Here is a 21,493-nt window from a genome sequence, read left to right as displayed (position 1 = left end):
TTGACTCGGCAAACCCTACCCTTTTACTAGGTTTTCAGCCGGTGAACCCTCCCGGGAAGCGCCGCGTATCTCCGCCCGTAAGGGAGCTTCGCGAACCTCCGCACCTTAGGTCATGAACCGAGAAGGCCCCTCGAAGGAGACCACCAGATGCGTTCACGCGTCGCCGTGCTCACCGCCGGGACGCTCGTTCTGAGCACCCCCCTGAGCATTCCCGCAAGCGCCCAGACGGCCCCACAGGCCAAGCCCGCCACCGTCAAGGTTACCAAGACGACCACGTCGACCAACCGGTTCGCCCAGGTCAACCTGGTCTCGGACGTGCCCGGCAAGGCCCCCGTCACCGATCCCAAGCTGGTCAACCCCTGGGGTCTGGCGATGGGCAAGACGTTGTGGGTCTCGGGCGCCGGCGCCGGTGTCGCGACCGTCTACTCCGGCAACGCCAAGAAGGAGCAGACCGAGGTCGCCATTCCGGGCGGCACGCCGACCGGACAGGTCGTCAACACGTCGCAGGACGACTTCCTGATCAAGGACAAGCCCGCGACCTTCATCTTCGCCAGCCCCTCGGGGGCGATCACGGCGTGGAACGCCGAGGTCAACCCCAAGAACGCGGTCATCGCGGCGTTCACGAAGAACGCCGACTACAAGGGCCTGGCGGTGATGAACACCAACCGGGGCGCCTTCCTGCTGGCCCCCTCATTCTCGCACGGCAAGATCCACGTCTACGACTCGGAGTTCGACCGGGTGCGGCTGTCCCGCTCGCAGTTCCGCGACCCGCGCATGCCCGCCGACTACGCCCCCTTCAACGTCGAGGTCGTCGGCAACGTGATCATGGTCGCGTACGCCAAGCGCGACGCCGCCACCGGCAAGGCCGTGCCCGGCCGGGGCAACGGGTTCGTCTCCCGGTTCTCCGCCAACGGCCGCTTCCTCGGCCGCTTCGCCAATCGCGGCGCGCTGAACGCGCCGTGGGCGATGATCCGCGCGCCGCGTGGATTCGGCGCCTTGGCCGGGGCCGTTCTGGTGGGTAACTTCGGAGATGGGCTGGTCAACGCCTATAGCGCCCGCACCGGCCGGTACCTCGGCCCGCTGCGGCAGACCAACGGACAGGCGATCCAGCTTGAGGGTCTGTGGGATCTGGAGCCGGGCACTGCGACGAACGGCGGAGAGAACTCTGTATGGTTCGCGGCGGGTATCGACAAGGCGCAGCACGGCCTCCTGGGCGTGCTGAGGCCGTCTGACGCCGGGCCGCTGCCCGGCGCGGCGTCGACGCCGGCGCCTTCGGCGTCCGCGTCGGCGACGCCCAAGCCGTCGGCGGCCACCACGCCGACGTCGTCAGCGGGCGGCATGTACGGTTACTGAGCTGCCCGGAAGGATAGGAGCGGCGCATGGACAAGAACGTTTTGGGCACGGCGGACATCGGGGTGACAGGCCTTGCGGTGATGGGCCGGAACCTCGCCAGGAACCTGGCCCACCACGGATACGTCGTCGCGGTGCACAACCGCACCGAGAGCAAGACGCAGGAGCTCGTCGAGAACCACGCCGGAGAGGGCGCGTTCGTCGCGACGGGCACGACGGCGGAGTTCGTGGCGTCGCTCACGAAACCCCGCAAGGCGATCATCATGGTGAAGGCCGGTCCGTCCACCGACGCCGTGATCGAGGACCTGGCGGCCCACATGGAGCCCGGCGACATGATCGTCGACGGTGGGAACGCCCTGTTCACCGACACCCGGCGGCGTGAGGCGGCGCTGAAGGAGCGCGGCATCCTGTTCGTCGGCACCGGCATCTCCGGTGGTGAGGAAGGCGCCCTCAACGGGCCCAGCATCATGCCGGGCGGCTCGCCGGAGGCCTACAAGTCCCTCGGGCCGATCCTGGAGGACATCTCGGCCAAGGTCGACGGGGTGCCCTGCTGCACCCACGTCGGCGCCGACGGCGCGGGCCACTTCGTGAAGATGGTCCACAACGGCATCGAATACTCCGACATGCAGCTCATCGCGGAGGCCTACGACCTGCTCCGGCAGGCCCTCGGCCGCACCCCGGGCGAGCTGGCGGAGATCTTCACCGAGTGGAACCGGGGCGACCTCGAGTCCTACCTGATCGAGATCACCGCCGAGGTGCTCGGCCACGTCGACGCCGAGACGGGCCGTCCGTTCGTGGACGTCGTCGCCGACCGCGCCGAGCAGAAGGGCACCGGCCGCTGGACCGTCCAGAACGCCCTCGAACTCGGCGTGCCGGTCACCGGCATCGCCGAGGCGGTGTTCGCCCGCGGCCTCTCGGGTGACGTCACCCGCCGCCAGGCCGCCCGCGACCTGGAGGGCCCGATCGGGTCGGCGCCCAACTACTCCCTGGTCGACGACGTCCGGCAGGCCCTGCTCGCGTCGAAGATCGTGGCGTACGCCCAGGGCTTCGACCAGATGGCCGCCGCCTCCAAGGAGTTCGGCTGGAACATCAACCTCGGTGACATGGCGACGATCTGGCGCGGCGGCTGCATCATCCGGGCCCGGTTCCTCGACCGGATCCGCGACGCCTACGCCAAGGACCCGGGGCTGCCGACGCTGCTGGCCTCGCCGTCCTTCAGCGAGGCGCTGGCCGAGGCGCAGGGCGCCTGGCGCAGGGTCGTCTCCACGGCCGCCTCGATCGGGGTCCCGACGCCCGGGTTCTCCTCGGCGCTGGCCTACTACGACGGCCTGCGCCGCGACCGCCTGCCGGCGGCCCTGATCCAGGGCCTGCGCGACTACTTCGGCGCCCACACCTACAACCGTGTGGACCGCGAAGGGGTCTTCCACACCGACTGGAGCGGCGACCGCGCCGAGCACCAGGAGAAGTAGGACCACGCGGGGCGCCGGTGTCCTGACCACCGGCCCCTCGCACCCCCGTCCCGGACCGGGGTGGCCCTCGGGCGGCGCGCGCCCGCGGCAACCGCGATCCGGGCGACGGCGTGGGGGCCGGTGCACCATTCCCACCGGCCCCCACACGCCCGCGCCTCATTCAGGCTCTGAAGACTGTGCCGGTAAGTGAGACGGCGCTACCGCCGCGCACGTCCGGCGTGATCCAATGCGCGGGTGCCGGGCCCGTCATCGAAGTTCTTCCAGCAAGTCCCGGAAGACGACGGGCAGCTCCTTGACCTGACCTGCGGAGAATCGGTCAAGCTTGCCCGTGAAGGCGAGCTCGTAGTCGTCGCCCCGAGGGGTCGCGGTCAGCATCAGGTCGAGCGCGGCGTCGTCGACCTCGTGGTCCCAGACGCGTGCCTCCAGGCCCTCCCACGTGGGCGGGGGCTTCGGGTCGTCGCGGTGGATGAACGAGGTCTGGAACACCGGATGCACGCCCGGGATCCGGGCCACGCCCGCCCGCGAGACCAGGGTGTCGAAGGGGATCTCGTTGGCCAGCGCCCCCGCCGCGGCCTCCCTGACCTTGGTGAGCAGCGCGGGGAACCCCTGCCCGGCGGGCAGCGCGACGCGCAGCGGCACCATGTTCACGAACGTGCCGACGACCGGTTCGAGCTCCCGGCGGGTGCGCGAGGCCGAGACGATGCCGGTGACCAGGTCCCGCCGGCCGGTCATGCGCTGGAGCAGCGTCAGGTAGGCCGCGCAGAGCGCCACGAACGGCGTCGTCGGCCCCTCGCCCAGCCGCCGCAGCCGGTCGACGGTCTCCCGCCGGACCCTGATCGCGGCGGTCGCCCCCGAACGGCCCGCCCTGGCGTGGGCGGTCACGCCCTCGAAGAGCGGGGCCGGGGCGCCGCTCAGGAGGTCCCGCCAATAGGGGAGGCGTTCGGCGATCCTCGTCTCGGCGCGCTGGACCGACCAGGCGGCGTAGTCGGCGTACTGGATCGGGAGCTCCGGCCGGGGCAGGCCCGAGTAGAGCGCGGCCAGGTCGTCGGCGACGACGCCCAGCGAGCCGCCGTCGGCGGCGATGTGGTGGCAGACCAGGAACAGCCGGTGCTCGTCCGGGCCGACCCGGAACACGGTCAGCCGCAGCAGCGGGCCCTGCCCGACCGGGAACCGTTCGCCGCTCCGCGCGAGCGCCAGGTCGAGCGCGGCCCGCGAGGGGTCGGGCATGTCGCTCACGTCGAGGTACTCCAGGGGCGCGGGCAGCGCGCCGTGCACCACCTGCTCCGGGGTCTCCGTGTACGTCGTCCGGAACACCTCGTGCCGCCTGATCAGGGCGGCGAACGCCTCGGCCAGCCGCAGGAGGTCCAGCCGCCCCGAGAGGGCCACGCCCAGCGTCACGTTGGGCGCGGCGGCCGGGTCGGACTGCTGGGCGAGCCAGATGCGGCGCTGCTCGTGGGAGCACGGGAGCGGGCCGCCGTCCCGCGGAACCGGGGTGACCCCCTGCGGGGCGGCCTTGCGCGCCAGCAGCTTCGCCACCAGAGCGCGGCGCTTGTCGGCCTGTTCGGGCACTGTCATCCCGCGATTGTCGCCGAAGTCCTTGATCGCGGAGAAGTCCTGTTTCATCCCTGGGAGATGGCTGCATGATCGAAACCACCCTGACGAACGTCCCGGCCTTCCTGGACCTCTTCGAGGCCCACGCGGAAGCGTCGCCCGGCCGGGTCGCGGTGGTGTGCGGGGACCGCACGCTGACCTACGGCGACCTCGACGCCGCCGCCCGAGGCGTGGCCCGCCGGCTCGCCGACGCCGGAGTCGGGCCCGGCGACCTCGTCGCCCTCTATGTCGACAGATCGGCGGAGATGGTCGCCGCGTTACTCGGCGTCCTGAAAGCCGGAGCGGCCTACTTACCCCTCGATCCGGGCTACCCCGCCGCCCGGATCGCGATGGTCCTGGAGGACTCCGGGGCTGCGGCCGCCTTGACCAGGCCGCATCTCCGCGACAGCCTCCCGGCCTTCCGGGGCCCGGTCGTCGACGTCGACGGCGCGACCGGCGACCTCGGCGGACGACGGGACGCCCGCGCCTACGTGCTCTACACCTCCGGGTCGACCGGCCGCCCCAAGGGCGTCGTCATCTCCCACCGGGCGCTGCTCAACTTCCTGACCGGCATGCGCGAGCTCCTCGGCGCCGGACCGGACGACGTCTGGCTGGCCCTCACGTCACTCTCGTTCGACATCTCGGGCCTGGAGCTCTACCTGCCGCTGGTGACCGGCGGCCGGATGGTGATCGCCGACGCCGAGACCGCCCGCGACGGCACGCGCCTGCGCGACCTCGTCGAGCGGGAGGGCGTCACGCACGTCCAGGCGACCCCCTCGGGCTGGCGGGTGCTGCTCGACGCCGGGTTCGCCGGGAACGTCACCGGCCTGGTCGGCGGCGAGGCCCTGCCGCTCGGCCTGGCTCGGCGGCTCGCCGACCGCTGCGCCCGGCTGGTCAACGTCTACGGCCCGACCGAGACGACCATCTGGTCGACCGCGTGGGACGTGCCGAAGAACCCCGCCTCGGTCAGCATCGGCACCCCGATCCTGAACACGACCGTGCACGTCCTGGACGACGACGGGCGGCCGGTGGAGGAGGGCGAGCTCTACATCGGAGGGCTCGGCGTCGCCGACGGCTACCTCAACCGGCCCGCGCTGACCGCCGAGCGATTCCTGCCCGCCCCCGGGGGCGAGCGCCTCTACCGGACCGGTGACCTGGTCCGCCGCCGGGCCGACGGCGGCCTCGACTTCCTCGGCCGCGCCGACACCCAGGTCAAGCTCCGCGGCCACCGCATCGAGCTGGGCGAGATCGAGACCGTGCTGGAGGAGCTCGACGGCGTCGCCCAGGCGGTGGTGGCGGTGCACGACGAGGTCCTGGTGGCCTACGTCGTCGGCGACCACGGCGACCTTTTGAGCACGCTGAGAGAGCGTTTGCCGGCATACATGGTCCCGTCGACCGTGATCTCCCTCGACGCGCTGCCGCTCACCCCCAACGGCAAGGTCGACCGGCTGGCCCTTCCGGCGCCCGCGAGGAGCGCGGGGGAGACCGCCCCTCGTACCCCCACCGAGCGTGTCGTCGCCGAGGCGTTCGCCGAGGTGCTCGGGCTCGACCGGGTCGGCGCGGAGGCCGACTTCTTCGCCGTCGGCGGGCACTCCCTGCTGGCGACCAAGGTCACCGCGCGGCTGACGCGGCGGCTCGGAGTGGAGATCCCCGTGCGCGAGCTGTTCGGGGCGCCGACGGTCGAGGCGCTGGCGGCGGTGCTCGACGGGCTCGACACGGTGTCGGTGCCGCTGGAGCCCCGGCCCGCCGGGTCGCCGGTGCTGCTGTCGCCCGCGCAGGAGCGGCTGTGGTTCCTGCACCGCTTCGACCCCGGCGACGCGTCGTGGAACCTGCACCTGACCCGCCGCCTGCGCGGCCCGCTCGACGCCGACGCGCTCGGACACGCCCTCCAGAGGGCCGTCGACCGGCACGAGGCGCTGCGCACCCGCTTCCCCGACGCCGACGGGCGGCCGGTCGCGGTCGTCGAGGACCACTTCCCGCTCCTGCTCGAACGGCTGACCGCCGACACCGAGGAGGAGGCCAGGGCGCTGCTGTCGGCGCGGGTCAACGCCCCGTTCGACCTGGCCGCCGCGCCGCCCATGCGGGCCGCGCTGGTGCGGGTCGGCGGCGACCACGTGCTGTGCGTGGTCTTCCACGGTATCGCCGGGGACGAGTGGTCACTCGACGTCCTGGCCGAGGACCTCGCCGGAGACCGCGAGCCCGTGAAGATCCAGCACGGCGACGTGGTGGCCTGGCAGCGTGGCCGTGAGGCGGCCGGGCTGGGCGCCGACGCGCTCGCCCGCTGGCGCGAGCGGCTCGCCGACCTGCCGGTGCTCAACCTGCCCGCCGACCGCCCCCGCCCCGCCGTCGCGGCGCGCAGAGGCGCTCTCGTACGGACCGAGCTGGCGGTCCCCCCGCTCGAATCCCTCGCCCAGAGCCAGGGCACCACCCTGTTCACCCTGCTCCTGGCCGCCTACCAGGCCGTGTTGTCGGCCGAGACCGGCCTGCACGACTTCGCCGTCGGCGCCCCGACCGCCGGGCGCGGCCGGGTCGAGCTGGAGCCCGTGTTCGGCCGTCTCGGCAACGTGCTGGTGCTGCGCGCCGACCTGTCGGGCGACCCGACGTTCGCCGGGCTGCTCGCTCGGGCGCGGGCGACCGTGCTGGCCGCGATGGCCGACGAGGAGGTGCCGGTCGAACGCCTGCTCACCGAGCTCGACCTCGGCCGCGACCTCGGCCAGGCGCCGCTCTTCCAGACCGTGCTCAACCTCGACACCCTGCCCGGCACGTTCGGCGAGGTGTTCCCGCTCGACCACGTCCCGGCCCGCTACGACCTCACGGTCGACGCCTGGCGCTCCGGCGACACCCTGGCCCTCGATCTCACCTACGACTCGGCCCTGTTCGACGCGGCCCGCGTCGAGGCGCTGGCCGCCCGGTTCACCACCCTGCTGGCCGCCGTCGCCGAGACGCCCGACCGGCCCCTGTCGGAGTTGCTGTTCCCCGGCGTGACGCTGGGCGGGGCGGCCTGGCGGGCGGAGGGCCTGGCGACCGCGCCGAGGGTCGAGGCCGTGCCGGTGACCCGCACCCACCGCGCCCCCGAGACGCCCGCCGAACGCCGGATCGCCCGCGTGTTCGGCGAGGTCGTCGGCGTCGGCGACGTCGGTGCCGACGACGACTTCTTCGCCCTCGGCGGCCGGTCGCTGCTGGCTCCGCGCGCGGCGGCGTTGTTGTCGAAGGCGTTCGGCGTGCCGGTCCCGGTGCGGGCGCTGTTCGCCCATCCGACCGTCGCCGGTCTGGCCGCCGCCATCGGCGCCGACCCCGGCGTCGTCCCGCTGGAACCCCGCGAGCCCGGCACCCCCGTGCCGCTGTCGGCGGCCCAGGAGCGCCTGTGGTTCATGGACCACTTCGACCCCGGCGACGCCTCCAGCAACATGTACCTGGCCCGCCGCCTCCACGGCCCGCTCGACCCGGCCCGGTTCGCCGACGCCTACCGCGCCCTGGTCGACCGGCACGAGTCGCTGCGCACCCGCTTCCCGGCCGACGACGGCCGCCCCACGCTGGTCATCGACCCGCCCGGCGGCGGCACGATCGAGTGGGTCGCCCTCCCCGAGGACGCCGTCGCCGACTTCTGCGCCGAACTCGTGAACACCCCGTTCGACCTGGCGGCGGCTCCCCCCGTCCGGGCGACGCTGGTGCAGATCAGCCCCGACGACCACGTGCTCTGCGTCGCGATGCACCACATCGTCGCCGACGGCTACTCGGTCAACGTGATGATCACCGAACTCGCCGCCCTGTACGACGGCGCCGACCTCCCCCCGCTGCCGGTCCAGGCCGGCGACGTGTCCCTGTGGCAGCTCCGGCGGGAGGCCCTCGACGAGGGCGCGGCGGCGCTGGCGCACTGGAAGGAGAAACTGGCCGGCGTACCGGCCCTGGAACTGCCTCTCGACCGCCCGCGCCCCCTCGACGGCGCCCGGGTCGGCGCGGAGCTGAGCGTCCAGGCCCCCGCCGCCCTCGTCGCCCGGCTGGAGTCGATCGCCCGCGACAGCGGCACGACGCTGTTCATGGTCCTGCTCGCCGCCTACCAGGCGGTCCTGTCGCGGCACACCGGCCAGCACGACTTCGCGGTCGGCTCCCCGACGGCCGCCCGCGAACGCGTCGAACTGGAGTCGGTGATCGGCTACCTGGCGCACACGCTGGTCCTGCGGGCCGACCTGAGCGGCGACCCCGGCTTCGACGAACTGCTCCGCCGGACGTGGGCGACCCTCGTCGACGCCCTGGCCCACCAGGACGTGCCGGTCGAACGCCTCAAGTCGGTGCTGGGCGTGCGCCGCGACCTCGGCCAGTCGGCCCTCTTCCAGACCATGCTGATCCTGCACAGCCACACCTCGGAGGGCAACCTCCCGGAGACCTTCGGCGGCCTCCGGCACGAGCCCTACGACGCCGGTGCGATCAAGACGGCCTTCGACCTGACCCTCACGGTCTGGCCGGTGGCCGAGGGCCTGAACCTGGTCTTCGACTACGACCTGGCCCTCTTCGACACCTCGACGGTCGAGCGCTTCGCCGCCAGGCTCCTCTCCTGCCTGTACGAGATCGCCGCCGACCCGACCACCCCGCTGTCGGCCCTCACGATGCGCACCCCCGAGGACGAGGCGGCCCTGGCGGAGTGGGGCAGCGGCCCCGACCTCCCCCTCCCCGAGGGCACCCTCCTCGACCTGATCACCCCCAGCGACCGCATCGCGGTCGACGACCTCACCTACCGCGACCTGCTGACGGCGGCCGACGGCCTGGCCGCGCGCTTGACGGCACTCGGAGTGGGGCGTGGCGACATCGTCGCCATCCTCGCCGAACGATCCGTTCAGGCGCTGACGGGCATGCTCGCGGCCATGAAGGCGGGCGCGGCCTACCTGCCCCTCGACCCGGCCTACCCGGAGGCCCGCATCGCCTTCGTCCTGGACGACGCCCGGCCGAAGGTGCTCCTGGCGGACCGCGAGCCATGGGGGAGCGGAGACCTCCCCGTCATCCGCCTCGACACCCCGATCCCTGACTCCACCCCACGTCCCGAAATTTCGGGCGGCGCGAACGAAAGCGGGAACTCCGCCGGGCTGCGCACCACCGCTCCGCCAAGTGCCGAAATTTCGGGCGGCGCGAACGATGGCGGGATTTTCGCCGGGCCGGACACCCCCTCCTCCCCAAGTCACGGTGGGCCGCTGCCCGAGGATCCCGCCTATGTCCTCTACACCTCGGGCTCGACGGGGAAGCCCAAGGGAGTGGTGGTCCCGCATCGGGCGCTGCTCAACTTCCTCGTCTCGATGCGGGAGTTGCTCGGGTCGACGCCCGACGACGTCTGGCTGGCGCTCACCTCGCTCTCGTTCGACATCTCCGGGCTGGAGCTCTACCTGCCGCTCGTGACCGGCGGCCGGGTCGTGATCGCCGATCCCGGGATCGCGCTCGACGGGCCGGCGCTCGCGCGGCGGATCACCGAGGGCGGGGTCACGCACGTCCAGGCCACGCCCTCCGGCTGGCGGGTGCTGCTCGAAGGGGACATCCCGCGGGTCACGGCCCTGGTCGGCGGGGAGGCGCTGCCTCCCGGGCTCGCGAAGGAGCTGAAGGCCAGGACCGGCAGGCTCGTGAACGTCTACGGCCCGACCGAGACCACCATCTGGTCGACCGCCTGGGAGGTGCCCGACGATCCGGGGGAGATATCGATCGGACGGCCCATCGGCAACACCACCGTCGCGGTCGTCGACGCCCACCTGAACCCGGTGCCGCCGCGCGCCCCCGGCGAGCTGGTCATCGGCGGGCTCGGGCTGGCCGACGGCTATCTGCGGCGGCCCGAGCTGACGGCCGAGCGGTTCGTCGGCGGGGTCTACCGCACCGGTGACCTGGTCCGCTGGAACTGGGACGGCACGCTGGAGTTCCTGGGCCGCAACGACGACCAGGTCAAGCTGCGCGGCCACCGGATCGAGCTCGGCGAGGTCGAGTCGGCGCTCGAAGCGCTCGACGGCGTCTCCCGGGCCGCCGTGGCGGTCAGGGGCGACGTGCTGGTCGCCTACGTCGTGGGGGACACCACGGGTCTGCGGGAGCGGCTGGTCGAGCGGCTGCCGGCCGGTTACGTGCCGAACGTGTTCGTCGCGCTCGACGCGCTGCCGCTGACCCCGAACGGCAAGCTCGACCGGCTCGCGCTGCCCGAACCCGAACCGCGCCGGCAGGAGACGTTCGTCGCGCCCCGCTCGGACGCCGAGGCGCTGGTCGCCGACGTCTGGAGCGAGCTGCTGGGCGTCGAGGGCATCGGCGCGTTCGACGACTTCTTCCAGCTCGGCGGGCACTCGCTGCTGGCCGTCCGGGTCGCGGCGCGCATGGAGAGCACGGTCGGCGTCTCGGTGCCGATCCGGACCCTGTTCACGCACACCACCGTCGAGACCCTCGGTCAGGCGGTCGAAGACCTGCTCTTCGCCGAACTCGGCGACCTGTCCGACGAAGAGGCGCTCGCCCTGCTGGAGGAGTCATGACCCAGGACATCTCCGCCGCCAAGCGGGCCCTCATCCAGCAGCGGCTCCGCCGCCGCACCGCCAAGGCCGTCATCACCCCGCGCGAACCGGGTGTGGTGCCGCCGCTGTCGCACGCGCAGGAACGGCTCTGGTTCCTGGAGCAGTACCGGCCCGGCACGACCGCCTACACGGTCCCGTTCGCGGTCTGGCTGGAGGGCGGGCTCTCCGCCGACGCCCTGCGCGACGCGCTCACGAAGGTGACCGCCCGGCACGAGACCCTGCGCACCCGCTTCACCACCACCGAGGACGGCCTGCCGGAACTCGTCATCGACGACGAGGCCGCCGTCGAGCTGACCGTGCACGAGGCCGCCAGCGCCGAGGAGGCCCGGCGGCTGATCTCGGCCGACCTGGCCCGGCCGTTCGACCTGGCCGCCGGGCCGCTGCTGCGGGCCACGCTCGTCCGGATCGCGGACGACCAGCACGTGCTCCAGCTCGCCGCCCACCACGCCGTCACCGACGGCTGGTCGGGCGACGTGCTGCTGGGCGACATCCTGACCCTGCTGGCCGGCCGGGAGCCCGCGCCGCTGCCGGTCCAGTACGGCGACTACGCCCTCTGGCAGCGCGGCCGGGTCTTCCAGTCGGACGTCGACTACTGGCGCGACCGGCTCGCCCACCTGCCGCCGCTCGACCTGCCCACCGACCTGCCCCGCCCGCCGGAGCAGAGCGCCAAGGGGGCCGAGCACGCGTTCCGGCTCGACGGGGACCTCGTCGCCGCGCTGACCGAGCTGGGCAACGCGCGCGGGGCGACGCCGTACATGACCTTCCTGGCGGCGCTGCAGGTCCTGCTCGGCCGCTGGTCGGGGCAGGACGACTTCGCCGTCGGCACCCCCGTCAGCGGGCGCGGCCAGCCCGAGCTCGACGGGCTGGTCGGCATGTTCGTCAACACCCTCGCCATGCGGGCCGACCTCGACGGCGACCCGGCCTTCACCGACCTGCTCGACCGGGTGAAGGACGGCGCGCTCGACGCCTTCTCCCACCAGGAGCTCCCGTTCGACCAGCTCGTCAACGAGCTGAACGTCGAACGCGACGTCAGCCGCACGCCGATCTTCCAGGTGCTGTTCGCGCTGCAGAACTACCAGACCGGACCGGCGGGCGCCGACGTCGTCAAGGTCACCGGCTTCTCGGCCGAGGTGACCGCCGCCCGGTTCGACCTGGCGCTCTACCTGTACGAGGGCCCGGAGGGCATGGGCGCCTCGTTCATCTACTGCACCGACCTGTTCCAGCCCTCGACCGTGCGGCGACTGGCCGAGTCGTTCGAGACGCTGCTGCGGTCGATCGCGGCCGACCCGTCGGCCCGGATCTCCACCCTCGACCTGCTGCCCGCGCACGAGGCGGCCACGACGCTGGCGTTCGGCGAGTCGGCGGAGCCGCGGCGCCTCGACGCCACGCTGCTGCACCACACGGTGCGGGTGTCGGACGCCCCGGCCGTGGTCTTCGGCGACGACACGCTGACCTACCGGGAGCTCGACCAGCGGGCCAACCACCTGGCCGCCCGGCTCGTCGGGGAGGGGGTGCGGCCCGGTGACCGGGTCGCGGTCTGCCTGGAGCAGTCGGCCGACATCGCCGTGGCGATCCTGGGCGTGCTCAAGTCGGGGGCCGCCTATGTGCCGCTGGACCCGGAGCTGCCGGCGGCGCGGCTGACGTACATGATCGAGGACGCCGGCATCGCCCTCGCGGTGACCACCCCCGAGCTGGGGCCCGACGGGGTGACCGGGATCTTCCTCGACGGCGGGACGGCGGCGCGGGCTCCCGAGGTCGGCGTCACCCCCGACGACCTGGCCTACGTCATCTACACCTCCGGCACGACCGGGCGGCCGAAGGGCGTGGCGGTGCAGCACCGGGAGGTGCTGAATTACCTGGCCGGGGTGCACGAGCGGTTCGCGGTCGAGCCCGGGTCGGAGTTCGCGCTGCTCCAGTCGCTCGCCTTCGACTTCGGCATCACCGTCTTCTACCTGTCGCTGATGACGGGCGGCTGCCTGCACCTGCTGCCGCCGAAGACGGCCGCGCCCGATCTGGCGGCCTACTTCCGGCTCTACCCGCCCGACTACCTCAAGATCACGCCCTCGCACCTGGCCGCGCTGCTGGCCGAGGCCGACCCCGCCGAGCTGCTGCCCCGCAAGCTGCTCGTCCTGGGCGGCGAGGCCGCGCCGGCCGAGTGGGCCGCCGAGCTGGCCGCCCGGGTCAGGGTCGTCAACCACTACGGGCCGACCGAGGCCACCGTGGGCGTCACGACCCACGAGGTCGGCGCCGAGAAGGGCCTGCTGCCCATCGGCCGGCCGCTGCCCGGCGCGACGGTCCGGCTGCTGGACGCCAACGGCCGTCCGGTCCCGATCGGCATGCCCGGGGAGATCCACCTCGGTGGCGCGCGCCTGGCGCGCGGCTACCTCGGGCGCCCGGCGCTGACCGCCGAGAAGTTCGTGCCCGATCCGTACGGCCCCCCGGGAGCCCGCCTCTACCGGACCGGCGACCTGGGGCGCTGGCTGGAGTCGGGCGAGCTCCAGTTCCTCGGCCGCCGTGACCTCCAGGTCAAGGTGCGCGGCTACCGGGTGGAACTGGGCGAGATCGAGACCCTCCTCGGCACCTACGAAGGGGTCGCGCAGGCCGTGGTCGAACTCCGCGACCAGCGTCTCGTGGCCTACCTGGCCGGGGTCGGCGACAGCGGCGCGCTGCGCGCCTGGCTGAAGGAGCGCCTGCCCGACTACATGGTCCCGGCCCGGTACGTCTGGCTCGACCGCCTCCCGCTGAAGTCCCACGGCAAGGTCGACCGGGCCGCGCTGCCCGACCCGGCGGCGGTGGCCGAGCCGACGGCCGAGTTCACCGACCCGGAGACCGAGCTGGAGGAGCTCGTCGCCGGGGTCTGGGCCGCCGTGCTGGGCCTGGAGCGGATCAGCGTCACCGACGACTTCTTCGACCTCGGCGGCCACTCGCTGCTGGCCATGCAGGTCGTCGCCCGGCTGCGCAAGGCCGGGCACGTCGCCACCCTGCTCGACCTGTTCAAGCACCCGACCGTCCGCGACCTGGCCCGCCTGCTCGACCCGTCGACGGAGAAGGCGGCGGGCGGCCTGCTGCACCGCCTGACCCCGTCGCGGCCGGCCCGCGCCACGGTCGTCTGCGCCCCCTACGGCGGCGGCAGCGCCGTCATCTACAAGCCGCTGGCCGACGCCCTGCCGGCCGACTGGGCGTTGTACTCCCTGGCCGTACCGGGCAACGAACTCGGCGAAGAGCCCCGCCCCATGAACGAGGTCGCCAAGGAGTACGCCGACGAGATCCTCGCCAAGGTCACCGGCCCGATCGTGCTGTACGGCCACTGCGGCCTCGGCGGCATGATCAGCATCGAGGCGGCCCGCCACCTGGAGGCGGCCGGACGTGCCCCCGAGGCCGTCTACCTGGGCGGCGCCTTCCCGTTCGCCCGCCCGAAGGGCGTGTTCTCCCGGATCGGCACCTGGCTGGAGGAGCTGGGCGGCGACCAGGGCCGCATCAACGCCCTCAGCGCCGCCGGCCTGGACGTCACGGAGTTCGACCAGGAGGAGCTCAAGCTCATCGTGGCCAACCGCAGGACCGGCACCCGGGAGGCCGAGGAGTACTTCACCGAGGTCTTCGAGAAGGAGCTGCCCCCGCTGTCGGCCCCGGTCATCGCGGTGGTGGGGGAGCGCGACCCCGCGATGGAGTACTACCAGGAGCGGTTCCGCGAATGGCACTGCGTGGCCGACACCACCGCCTGCGTCGTGCTCGACGAGGCGGCCCACTACTTCGTGAAGTACCGCAACGAAGAGCTGGCCACCATCGTCACCCACACCCACCGGGCCATCGCCGAGGGTTCCACCGCGACCCTGGAGAAGTCGACGGGCGAGGAGACCTGGTGGCTGGAGGGCCTGTCCGTGCGCGGCACGCCCGAAGGCGGCGGGCCCGGCCCGGAGATCCACGTCGGGCCGAAGCCGGGCATGAAGCGCTTCGCCGCGCTGGCCGCCGGGCAGCTCGTCTCCATCGCAGGGACGGCGCTGACCGAGTTCGCGCTGCCGCTGTGGATCTACATGACCACCGGCTCGCTGGTGAACTTCGCGCTGTTCTCGGTGCTGGCGCTGGTGCCCGGCATGCTCGCCGCACCGCTCGCGGGCGCCGTCGTCGACCGGTTCGACCGGCGGAAGGTCATCCTGGCCGGTGACGTGGCCGCGGGCGGCACCCAGCTAGCGCTGGGCGTGCTCGTGTGGACCGGGAACCTGATGGTGTGGCAGGTCTATCCGCTGCTGGTGCTGCTCTCGCTCGCGCTCACCTTCCAGCGGGTCGCCTGGGCGGCGGCGGTCCCGCAGATCGTGCCGAAACGGTTCCTGGGGCACGCCAACGGGCTCATGGGCATGGTCGGCGGCCTGGCCAACCTGGTGCCGCCGCTGGCGGCGGCCGGGCTCATGTCGGTCGTCGGGCTCGGCGGCATCCTGGTCATCGACGTCGTCAGCTACACGGTGGCGATCATCACGGTGCTGCTGGTCAGGTTCCCGAAGACGATGGGCTGGCGGCGCCGCGAGCCGCTGCTCACCGAGCTGGTCAACGGGCTGAAGTTCACGTGGGGCAACCGCGGCATCCGGAGCATGTTGTTGTTCTTCGCCGTGGTGAACCTGTTCATGTCGCCGCTGTTCCTGCTCGTCTCGCCGCTCGTGCTGAGCTTCGGCGACCTCCAGGACGTCGGCCGGGTCACCTTCGCCGGCGGCCTGGGCGTGTTCGTCGGCGGACTGCTGATGACCATCTGGGGCGGCCCGCGGCGTCGCCGCCTGCGCGGTCAGCTCTGGTCGACGGTGGCGCTGTCGGCGGGCGCGGTCGTGGTGGGGGCGCAGGAGAACCTGGTCGTCATCGCCGCCGGGGTGTTCGGCATGTTCTTCTCGCTGACCGTGCTCAACGGCATCTACAACACGATCATCCAGGTCAAGGTCCCGCAGCGGTTCCACGGCCGGGTGTTCGCGCTGAACCAGCTCGTCGCCTTCTCCACCCTGCCGATCGGCTACGGCCTGGTCGCCCCCTACGGCACCGCCCTCTTCGAACCGCTCATGGTCGAGGGCGGCCTGCTGGCCGGGTCGGTCGGGCTCGTCATCGGCACCGGCGAGGGGCGCGGGATCGCCCTCATGTACGTGCTGTTCGCGATCGTCATGGCGACGGCCGTCCTGGTGGCCCGGTTCATCAGGGGCCTGTGGCACTTCGACGACCGGGTCCCCGACGCGCTCCCCGACGACCTGATCGGCCAGGAGATGCTGAAGGGGGCCGGGCGGACCGGCCCCCTCGCGGTCAGGGGTCAGCAGTAGCCGAGCATCGAGTTCAGGGCCGTCTTCTCCGACGACTGGAGCTTCAGTGAGTACTTGTACTTCACGGCGATCCACGACTTGGCGTAGGTGCAGTAGAAGGCGGTCCTGGACGGCTTCCACGACGCCGGGTCCTGGTCGCCCTTCGACTGGTTGACGTTGTCGGTCACGGCCCACAGCTGCGGGCTCGACAGGTCGTTGGCGAACTGCTCCCGGCGGCTGGTGGTCCAGGCGTTCGCGCCCGACTTCCACGCCTCCGACAGCGGGACCATGTGGTCGATGTCGACGTCGGAGGCGGCGGTCCAGGTGGCGCCGTCGTAGGGCGAGTACCAGCTGCCGGAGGTCGCCGCGCAGGAGGAGTTGACCACGACGCCGGTGCCGTCGCGCTTGAGCACCTGCTCCCGGGTGTTGCACGCCCCGGAGACGGTGCTCCAGTGCGGGAACAGGTCGCGGTTGTACGAACCGGCGTTGGCCTCGGCGGCCACGGTCAGCGCGTTGAGCTGACTGACGGCGGTGGAGTAGGAGGGGATGCCGGGAGGGGTGGCGGAGGCGGGGGTGGCGAGCAGGGCGAGGGTGGCGATCGAGGCCACGCCTAAGGAGAGGGCACGCCGCACGGGAGCTCCTTGTGGGGTTGTGAACCGTGTCAAGGGTGACTCTCACATCGCTGACAAAATGGTAAAATATCAGGCTTTGACTACCGGCGACACCCGTCTTCGTGGGAACGCGCTGGGGACAAGCCGGACATAAACCCCAGTTCACCGCCCGTCCGCCGGGAGGTCACCGCAACACCCGCAGATCCACCGGCCGGGTGTCCCGGTAGGCCGACTCGACGACGAGCTCCTCGACCCCGCGCATCAGCGTCACCATCCGGTCGCGCGGGAACCGGCACGTGTCGGCCGTCAGGCCGATCGCGAGCGTCCCGGCCTGCCGGGTGACCACGAAGCAGAAGTCGCAGTTGAAGTGCTCCACGCCCGGCAGCCACTCCACCTCGGCCGGGCACGGGCCGTCGGTCGCCACCTGCGTGGCCGTGCGCTGCTCCACCGGCCGGACGTCGTTGAAGCAGCACGACGGGTAGACGCGCACGTTCCGGTCGGCGCTCACCTTCTCCACCATCGCGTCCCAGGCGCGCTGGTCGTACTGGGCGTGGCGGTAGGAGCGCATCGCGTCGGAGTGGGTCTGCTCCAGCGTCTTGGCCAGGGGCGCGAGGGGGTCGCTCCGCATGGTGAACAGGCCGAGCTGGGTGAGCGTGGCCACCAGGTCGCGGGTGGCGGGCCGGTAGCGGTTGTGCACGATCGGGGTGATCGCGCAGACGTCGTGCCCCAGCAGCGGGCCGAGCAGCGTGGTCACCGCCGTCATCAGCACCGTCCCGGTGCTGACGTGGTGGCGGGCGGCCACGACCGCGACCGCGTCCTCCAGGGCGTGCGACTCCAGGACGGCCCGGCTCCAGCGCGGCTCGGCCGGCGGGCCGACGACCGTGGGGAACATCGTGGGCGGGATGCGCCGGTAGCCCTTCTCCCAGTGGGCCAGCGCGGCCTCCGAGCGGTAGCGGCCGACGCCCGACTCCTCCTCGGTCACCAGGTCGAGCAGCTGCTGCGACGGCTGCACCGGGAACCCGCCGCGCAGCAGCAGGTTGCGCAGTTCGCGGGCCACCAGGTCGGCGGCGTAGTCGTCGGCGGCCAGATGGCACAACACGAACGCCACGTGCCGGACCCTGCCCTCCACGACGACCAGGCCGAACCTGGCCGGCCACTCGTCGCCCGGCGCGAACGCCGTGCGGGCCAGCTCGGCCAGCAGCACCTCGGCGACCTCGTCGGCCTCGTCGTCGGCGCACTCGGCCAGCCGGATCGGCAGCGCCCCCTCGCCGTGGACGACCTGGAAGGGCTCGCCGTCCTCGTCGACGTAGGTCCTGGCCCTGAGGGCCTCGTGCCGGAGGATCAGCGCGGCCACGGCGGCGACCACGTCGTCGAGCGGGAAGGGGCCGCGCCCCCGGGCGAAGGCGATCAGCCGGGCGATGTTGAAGAAGTGGGCGTTGGCCGGTCCGGCCTGCTGGATCGCGTCCCAGATGGCGCGCTGCCCCCAGGCCAGCCGGGCCCTCCCTTCGCGGCCCCCGGCGAATTGTGCATACACGGCATACTCCAGTGAAGCCGGCGCGGGCCTGCCAGGGCCCGCGCCGGTCGGATCGTCAGCCCGCCGGGAACAGCGTGCCGTAGTCGGCGAAGGCCATGGCGATGTCCGCCTGGGCCCAGAACCGGTGGTAGGTGAACGTCGGCACCGGACCGCCGTCCAGGTAGGCCTGGACCTTGGGCCATTCCGGGTCCTGCAGGTAGAAGGACCGGATGCCGAGGAACGACTTGCCCGGGACGATCGTGTCGCCGTTGGGCATGACGCCGCTGAAGCCGGAGGGGATGTAGACCCCCTGGCCGGTCGAGGCGTTGTAGACGTCGTCGAACCGCTGGTAGTCGGCGCGCGGCTCGGGGATCGCGATGCCCTTGCTGGTCTTGGACAGCAGCAGGCGGTCGATCAGGCCCTTGGCCGTGGCCTTCGCCTGGTTGCCCAGGGTCGAGCCGTTCTCCTTGGCCGCGTACCAGATCAGCGTCCTGGCCAGCGAGGCCGCGACGCCGACGTCGGTGCCGGTGTTGCGGATCGTCACGTGCAGGCCGGGGTTGTCGGCCGGGGTGCACGTCGCGCAGTTGAAGTTGGCCACCGGGGCGCCCGACCAGTCCATCTCGTTGGGGATGGCGAAGGTCGCGCCGCTGCCCAGGGTCGTGTTGGCGATCGCCCACGCGACCCACTTGTCGAGCACCGACTTGGCCATCGTGTTGCCGGTCACGTAGTAGAGCTCAGCCAGGCGCTGCATGCCCCAGGCCTGGAAGCCGAACCACTGGTTCGAGGGCGGGTCGTGGTAGACGGGGTCGACGTCGTAGGTCTGGCCGAAGAACTGCGGCAGGCCGCTCGGCCGGGAGGCGTAGGCGCCGTCCCACGAGTTGGTCGCGCCGCCGGCGATGCCGCCCTCGGCGGACTGGAGCCACTTGTAGAACTGCACCTGGCGGGTGAGCGAGGTGTTCCAGTCGGTCGCCGCCGTCGGCGACTGCGGGCGCAGCGCCGTCGGACCGGCCGAGCTGAGCACCCAGGCCGCCAGCGGGTTCTGGTAGCCGCCGTGGTTGTGGCTGGAGCCGATCCGCCACGCCCACGTGCCGTCGAGGGCGCCGCCCCAGGCGAAGTACCAGTTCAGCAGGTACGCCGAGCTGCTCTTGCCCGATCCGGCGGTGCACGTCGGCGACGCGCAGCCGGGGTTCTTGAAGTACTTGTCGTACATCGCGTAGCGCAGGTAGTCGCCCAGCTTGCCGGCCTTGGTGAGGGTCGAGCTGATCTGCGACAGGTTGCCCTGCTCGCCGGCCCAGATGTAGGCCCAGTAGGCGGCCTGGACGGCGCGGGCGTCGGCGTCCGGGGCGTTGGTGTAGCGCCACTGCGGGGCCGCGGTGCCCTGGATGAACAGCGGCTGGAAGCCGCCGCCGGTCTGGCCGTACCGCTGGGTCTCGCACGACGGGTGCGGGATGGTCTCGAACACCGACTCCTGCGGGCCGCGCTGGTAGGTGTTGATGTAGGTGACCCGCTTGGTGTTGTCGCCGCACTCGGTCAGGCTGCTGCCCCGGCCCGTGCCGAAGCCGTAGACGTCGTCGACGTCGAGCAGCCAGTGCATGGCGTACATGGTCCGGTTGCCGTAGGTCGACTGGAGCTCGTTCGCCAGCGGGTCCTGGCCCGCGACGACGCTCGTGGAGAGCGGCGACGGGTACTGGTTCGGCTGGTTGAACTCGGGCGCGTAGTCGGCCGGGTCACTCGGGTTGTACGCCGTCTGCCCGCCCGGCTGCCCGGCCGTCGACGGGATGATGTACTGCTCCATCAGCGACCACGAGGCGTTGAACGGCGCCCAGTTGCGGGTGATGCGGCCGTACTGCGCCTCCAGCCAGATCAGGTAGGAGAACGCCTCCGAGGTGGTCTCGTGCCCGTGGTCGGGCGCCTCGACGAGCAGGGTCTCCACCGAGTGGTAGGGGATGCCCTCGGGCGACAGGTAGCCCGAGGCGCTGGCCTTGAGCTTGTTGTACTGCGTCTGGAACTCGGTGATGTAGGCGTTGCTCGTGTTCTCGTCGTCGGCCTCGGTCGCCGTGACCGCCACCGAGGTCAGGCCGGTGGACGCCACGCTGAAGGTGCGCGAGCCGTTCGTGCTGTCGCTGTCCTGCGCCGCGCTCAGGGTCACGTTCTGCACGGTCGCGTAGTTCGACGGCGTGAACGTCAGCGAGGCGCCGGCGGTCGCGGTCAGGTCGGAATCGCCCGAGCCGGCCGTGGTGGTGACGGTGACGTTCGAGGTGGGCGCGATCGCCAGCCGTACGCCGAAGATGGCGGTGTTGCCCTCGGGGACCGTCACCGCGGTCGGCGAGACGACCAGCGACTGGGTGGTGCCCGGGTCGTCGTCGGCCTCGTTCGCGGTGACGTTCACGCTGGTCAGGCCGCTGGAGGCGACCGTGATCGTGCGGGAGCCGTTCGTGCTGTCGGAGTCCTGCGCGGCGGCCAGCGTCACGTTCTGCGGGGTGGCCCAGTTCGCGGAGGTGAACGTCAGGCTGCCGCCCGAGCTCACGGTCAGGTTGGTGTCACCCGAACCGGCCGTCGAGGTCACCGTGACGTTCGACGTGGGCTGCGCCTGGAGCCGGACCGAGTAGGTGGCCGTGCCGCCCTCGGGCACGCTCACCGTGGTCGGCGTCACGACGAGCGCCTGCGGGGTGGGCGAGGGGGAGGGCGACGGCGACGGGCTCGGGCCGTTGCAGACCGTGCCGTTCAGCGAGAACGAGGCCGGGTTGGTGTTGGTGCCGCTGTACTGGCCGTTGAAGCCGATGCCGACGTTCGCGCCGGAGGCCAGGTTCTGCGCCCACGACGGCGCGACGACCGTCACGTTCGCGCCCGACTGCGACCAGGTGCCGTTCCAGCCCTGCTGCACGGTCTGGTTGCCCGGCCACGTGTAGGTCAGCCGCCACGGGCTGACCGCGTCGCCGAGGTTCTGGATGGAGATGTTCGCGCCGAAGCCGGAGCCGTTGTCCCACTGCTTGGCGTAGGTCACCTGGCACGCGATGGCGGCGTTGGCGGGGAGAGTCGGGAACGTGGCGAGCGCGACGGCCGCCGCCACTGCGGCGAACACGGCCGTGGCGCGGAACCGCCACGACCGCGGCCGGAGTCTGGGTGGGGGTCTCATGAGCAGGTCGTCTCCAGGGCGGGGGGGTGGGCG

8 protein-coding genes are annotated in these 21,493 nt (G+C 72.2%); 4 read left to right on the top strand and 4 right to left on the bottom strand.

All coding sequences use genetic code 11. The features are described from left to right. Positions 1-147 precede the first annotated feature (147 nt). Entirely contained in the window at positions 148-1,353 is a 1,206-nt protein-coding gene (locus QSK34_RS09575; protein ID WP_161484050.1) for a TIGR03118 family protein, read from the top strand. Positions 1,354-1,379: 26 nt separating this feature from the next. After that, a complete protein-coding gene (gene gnd / locus QSK34_RS09570; RefSeq protein ID WP_285582309.1) occupies positions 1,380-2,819 on the top strand; it encodes an NADP-dependent phosphogluconate dehydrogenase in 1,440 nt (479 codons plus the stop codon). Positions 2,820-3,065: 246 nt separating this feature from the next. Here gnd and QSK34_RS09565 read toward each other — a convergent pair whose 3' ends face one another. After that, positions 3,066-4,394: a condensation domain-containing protein gene (locus QSK34_RS09565; RefSeq protein ID WP_285582307.1), complete on the bottom strand. Its 1,329-nt coding sequence runs from the start codon at positions 4,392-4,394 to the stop codon at positions 3,066-3,068. A gap of 65 nt (positions 4,395-4,459) precedes the next feature. On the opposite strand from QSK34_RS09565, the gene QSK34_RS09560 reads away from it, so the two are divergent. Beyond that, on the top strand, positions 4,460-10,894 hold the full coding sequence (locus QSK34_RS09560; protein ID WP_285582306.1) for a non-ribosomal peptide synthetase: 6,435 nt from the start codon (positions 4,460-4,462) through the stop codon (positions 10,892-10,894). Then, positions 10,891-16,221, top strand: a complete 5,331-nt coding sequence (locus QSK34_RS09555; RefSeq protein ID WP_285582304.1) for a non-ribosomal peptide synthetase/MFS transporter — start codon at positions 10,891-10,893, stop codon at positions 16,219-16,221. Before QSK34_RS09560 ends, QSK34_RS09555 begins: the two co-directional genes overlap by 4 nt. Here QSK34_RS09555 and QSK34_RS09550 read toward each other — a convergent pair. The 3 genes from QSK34_RS09550 to QSK34_RS09540 form a co-directional block, all read right to left on the bottom strand. Further along, positions 16,212-16,832 carry an HNH endonuclease family protein gene (locus tag QSK34_RS09550; protein ID WP_285582302.1) on the bottom strand — a complete coding sequence of 207 codons (621 nt, stop codon included), beginning with the start codon at positions 16,830-16,832 and terminating at the stop codon, positions 16,212-16,214. The two genes, QSK34_RS09555 and QSK34_RS09550, sit on opposite strands and share 10 nt — an antisense overlap. Before the next feature lie 163 nt (positions 16,833-16,995). Continuing rightward, the gene (locus QSK34_RS09545) at positions 16,996-18,345 is read right to left on the bottom strand and encodes a condensation domain-containing protein (protein ID WP_285582300.1); all 1,350 of its coding nucleotides are present in this window, start codon (positions 18,343-18,345) and stop codon (positions 16,996-16,998) included. A gap of 55 nt (positions 18,346-18,400) precedes the next feature. Then, positions 18,401-21,460, bottom strand: a complete 3,060-nt coding sequence (locus QSK34_RS09540; RefSeq protein ID WP_285582297.1) for a glycoside hydrolase family 48 protein — start codon at positions 21,458-21,460, stop codon at positions 18,401-18,403. Positions 21,461-21,493: the final 33 nt, after the last annotated feature.

The sequence above is a fragment of the Herbidospora sp. NBRC 101105 genome (assembly GCF_030269205.1).
Classification (GTDB): Bacteria; Actinomycetota; Actinomycetes; order Streptosporangiales; family Streptosporangiaceae; genus Herbidospora; species Herbidospora solisilvae.
This window is presented reverse-complemented; position numbering and strand designations above follow the sequence as displayed.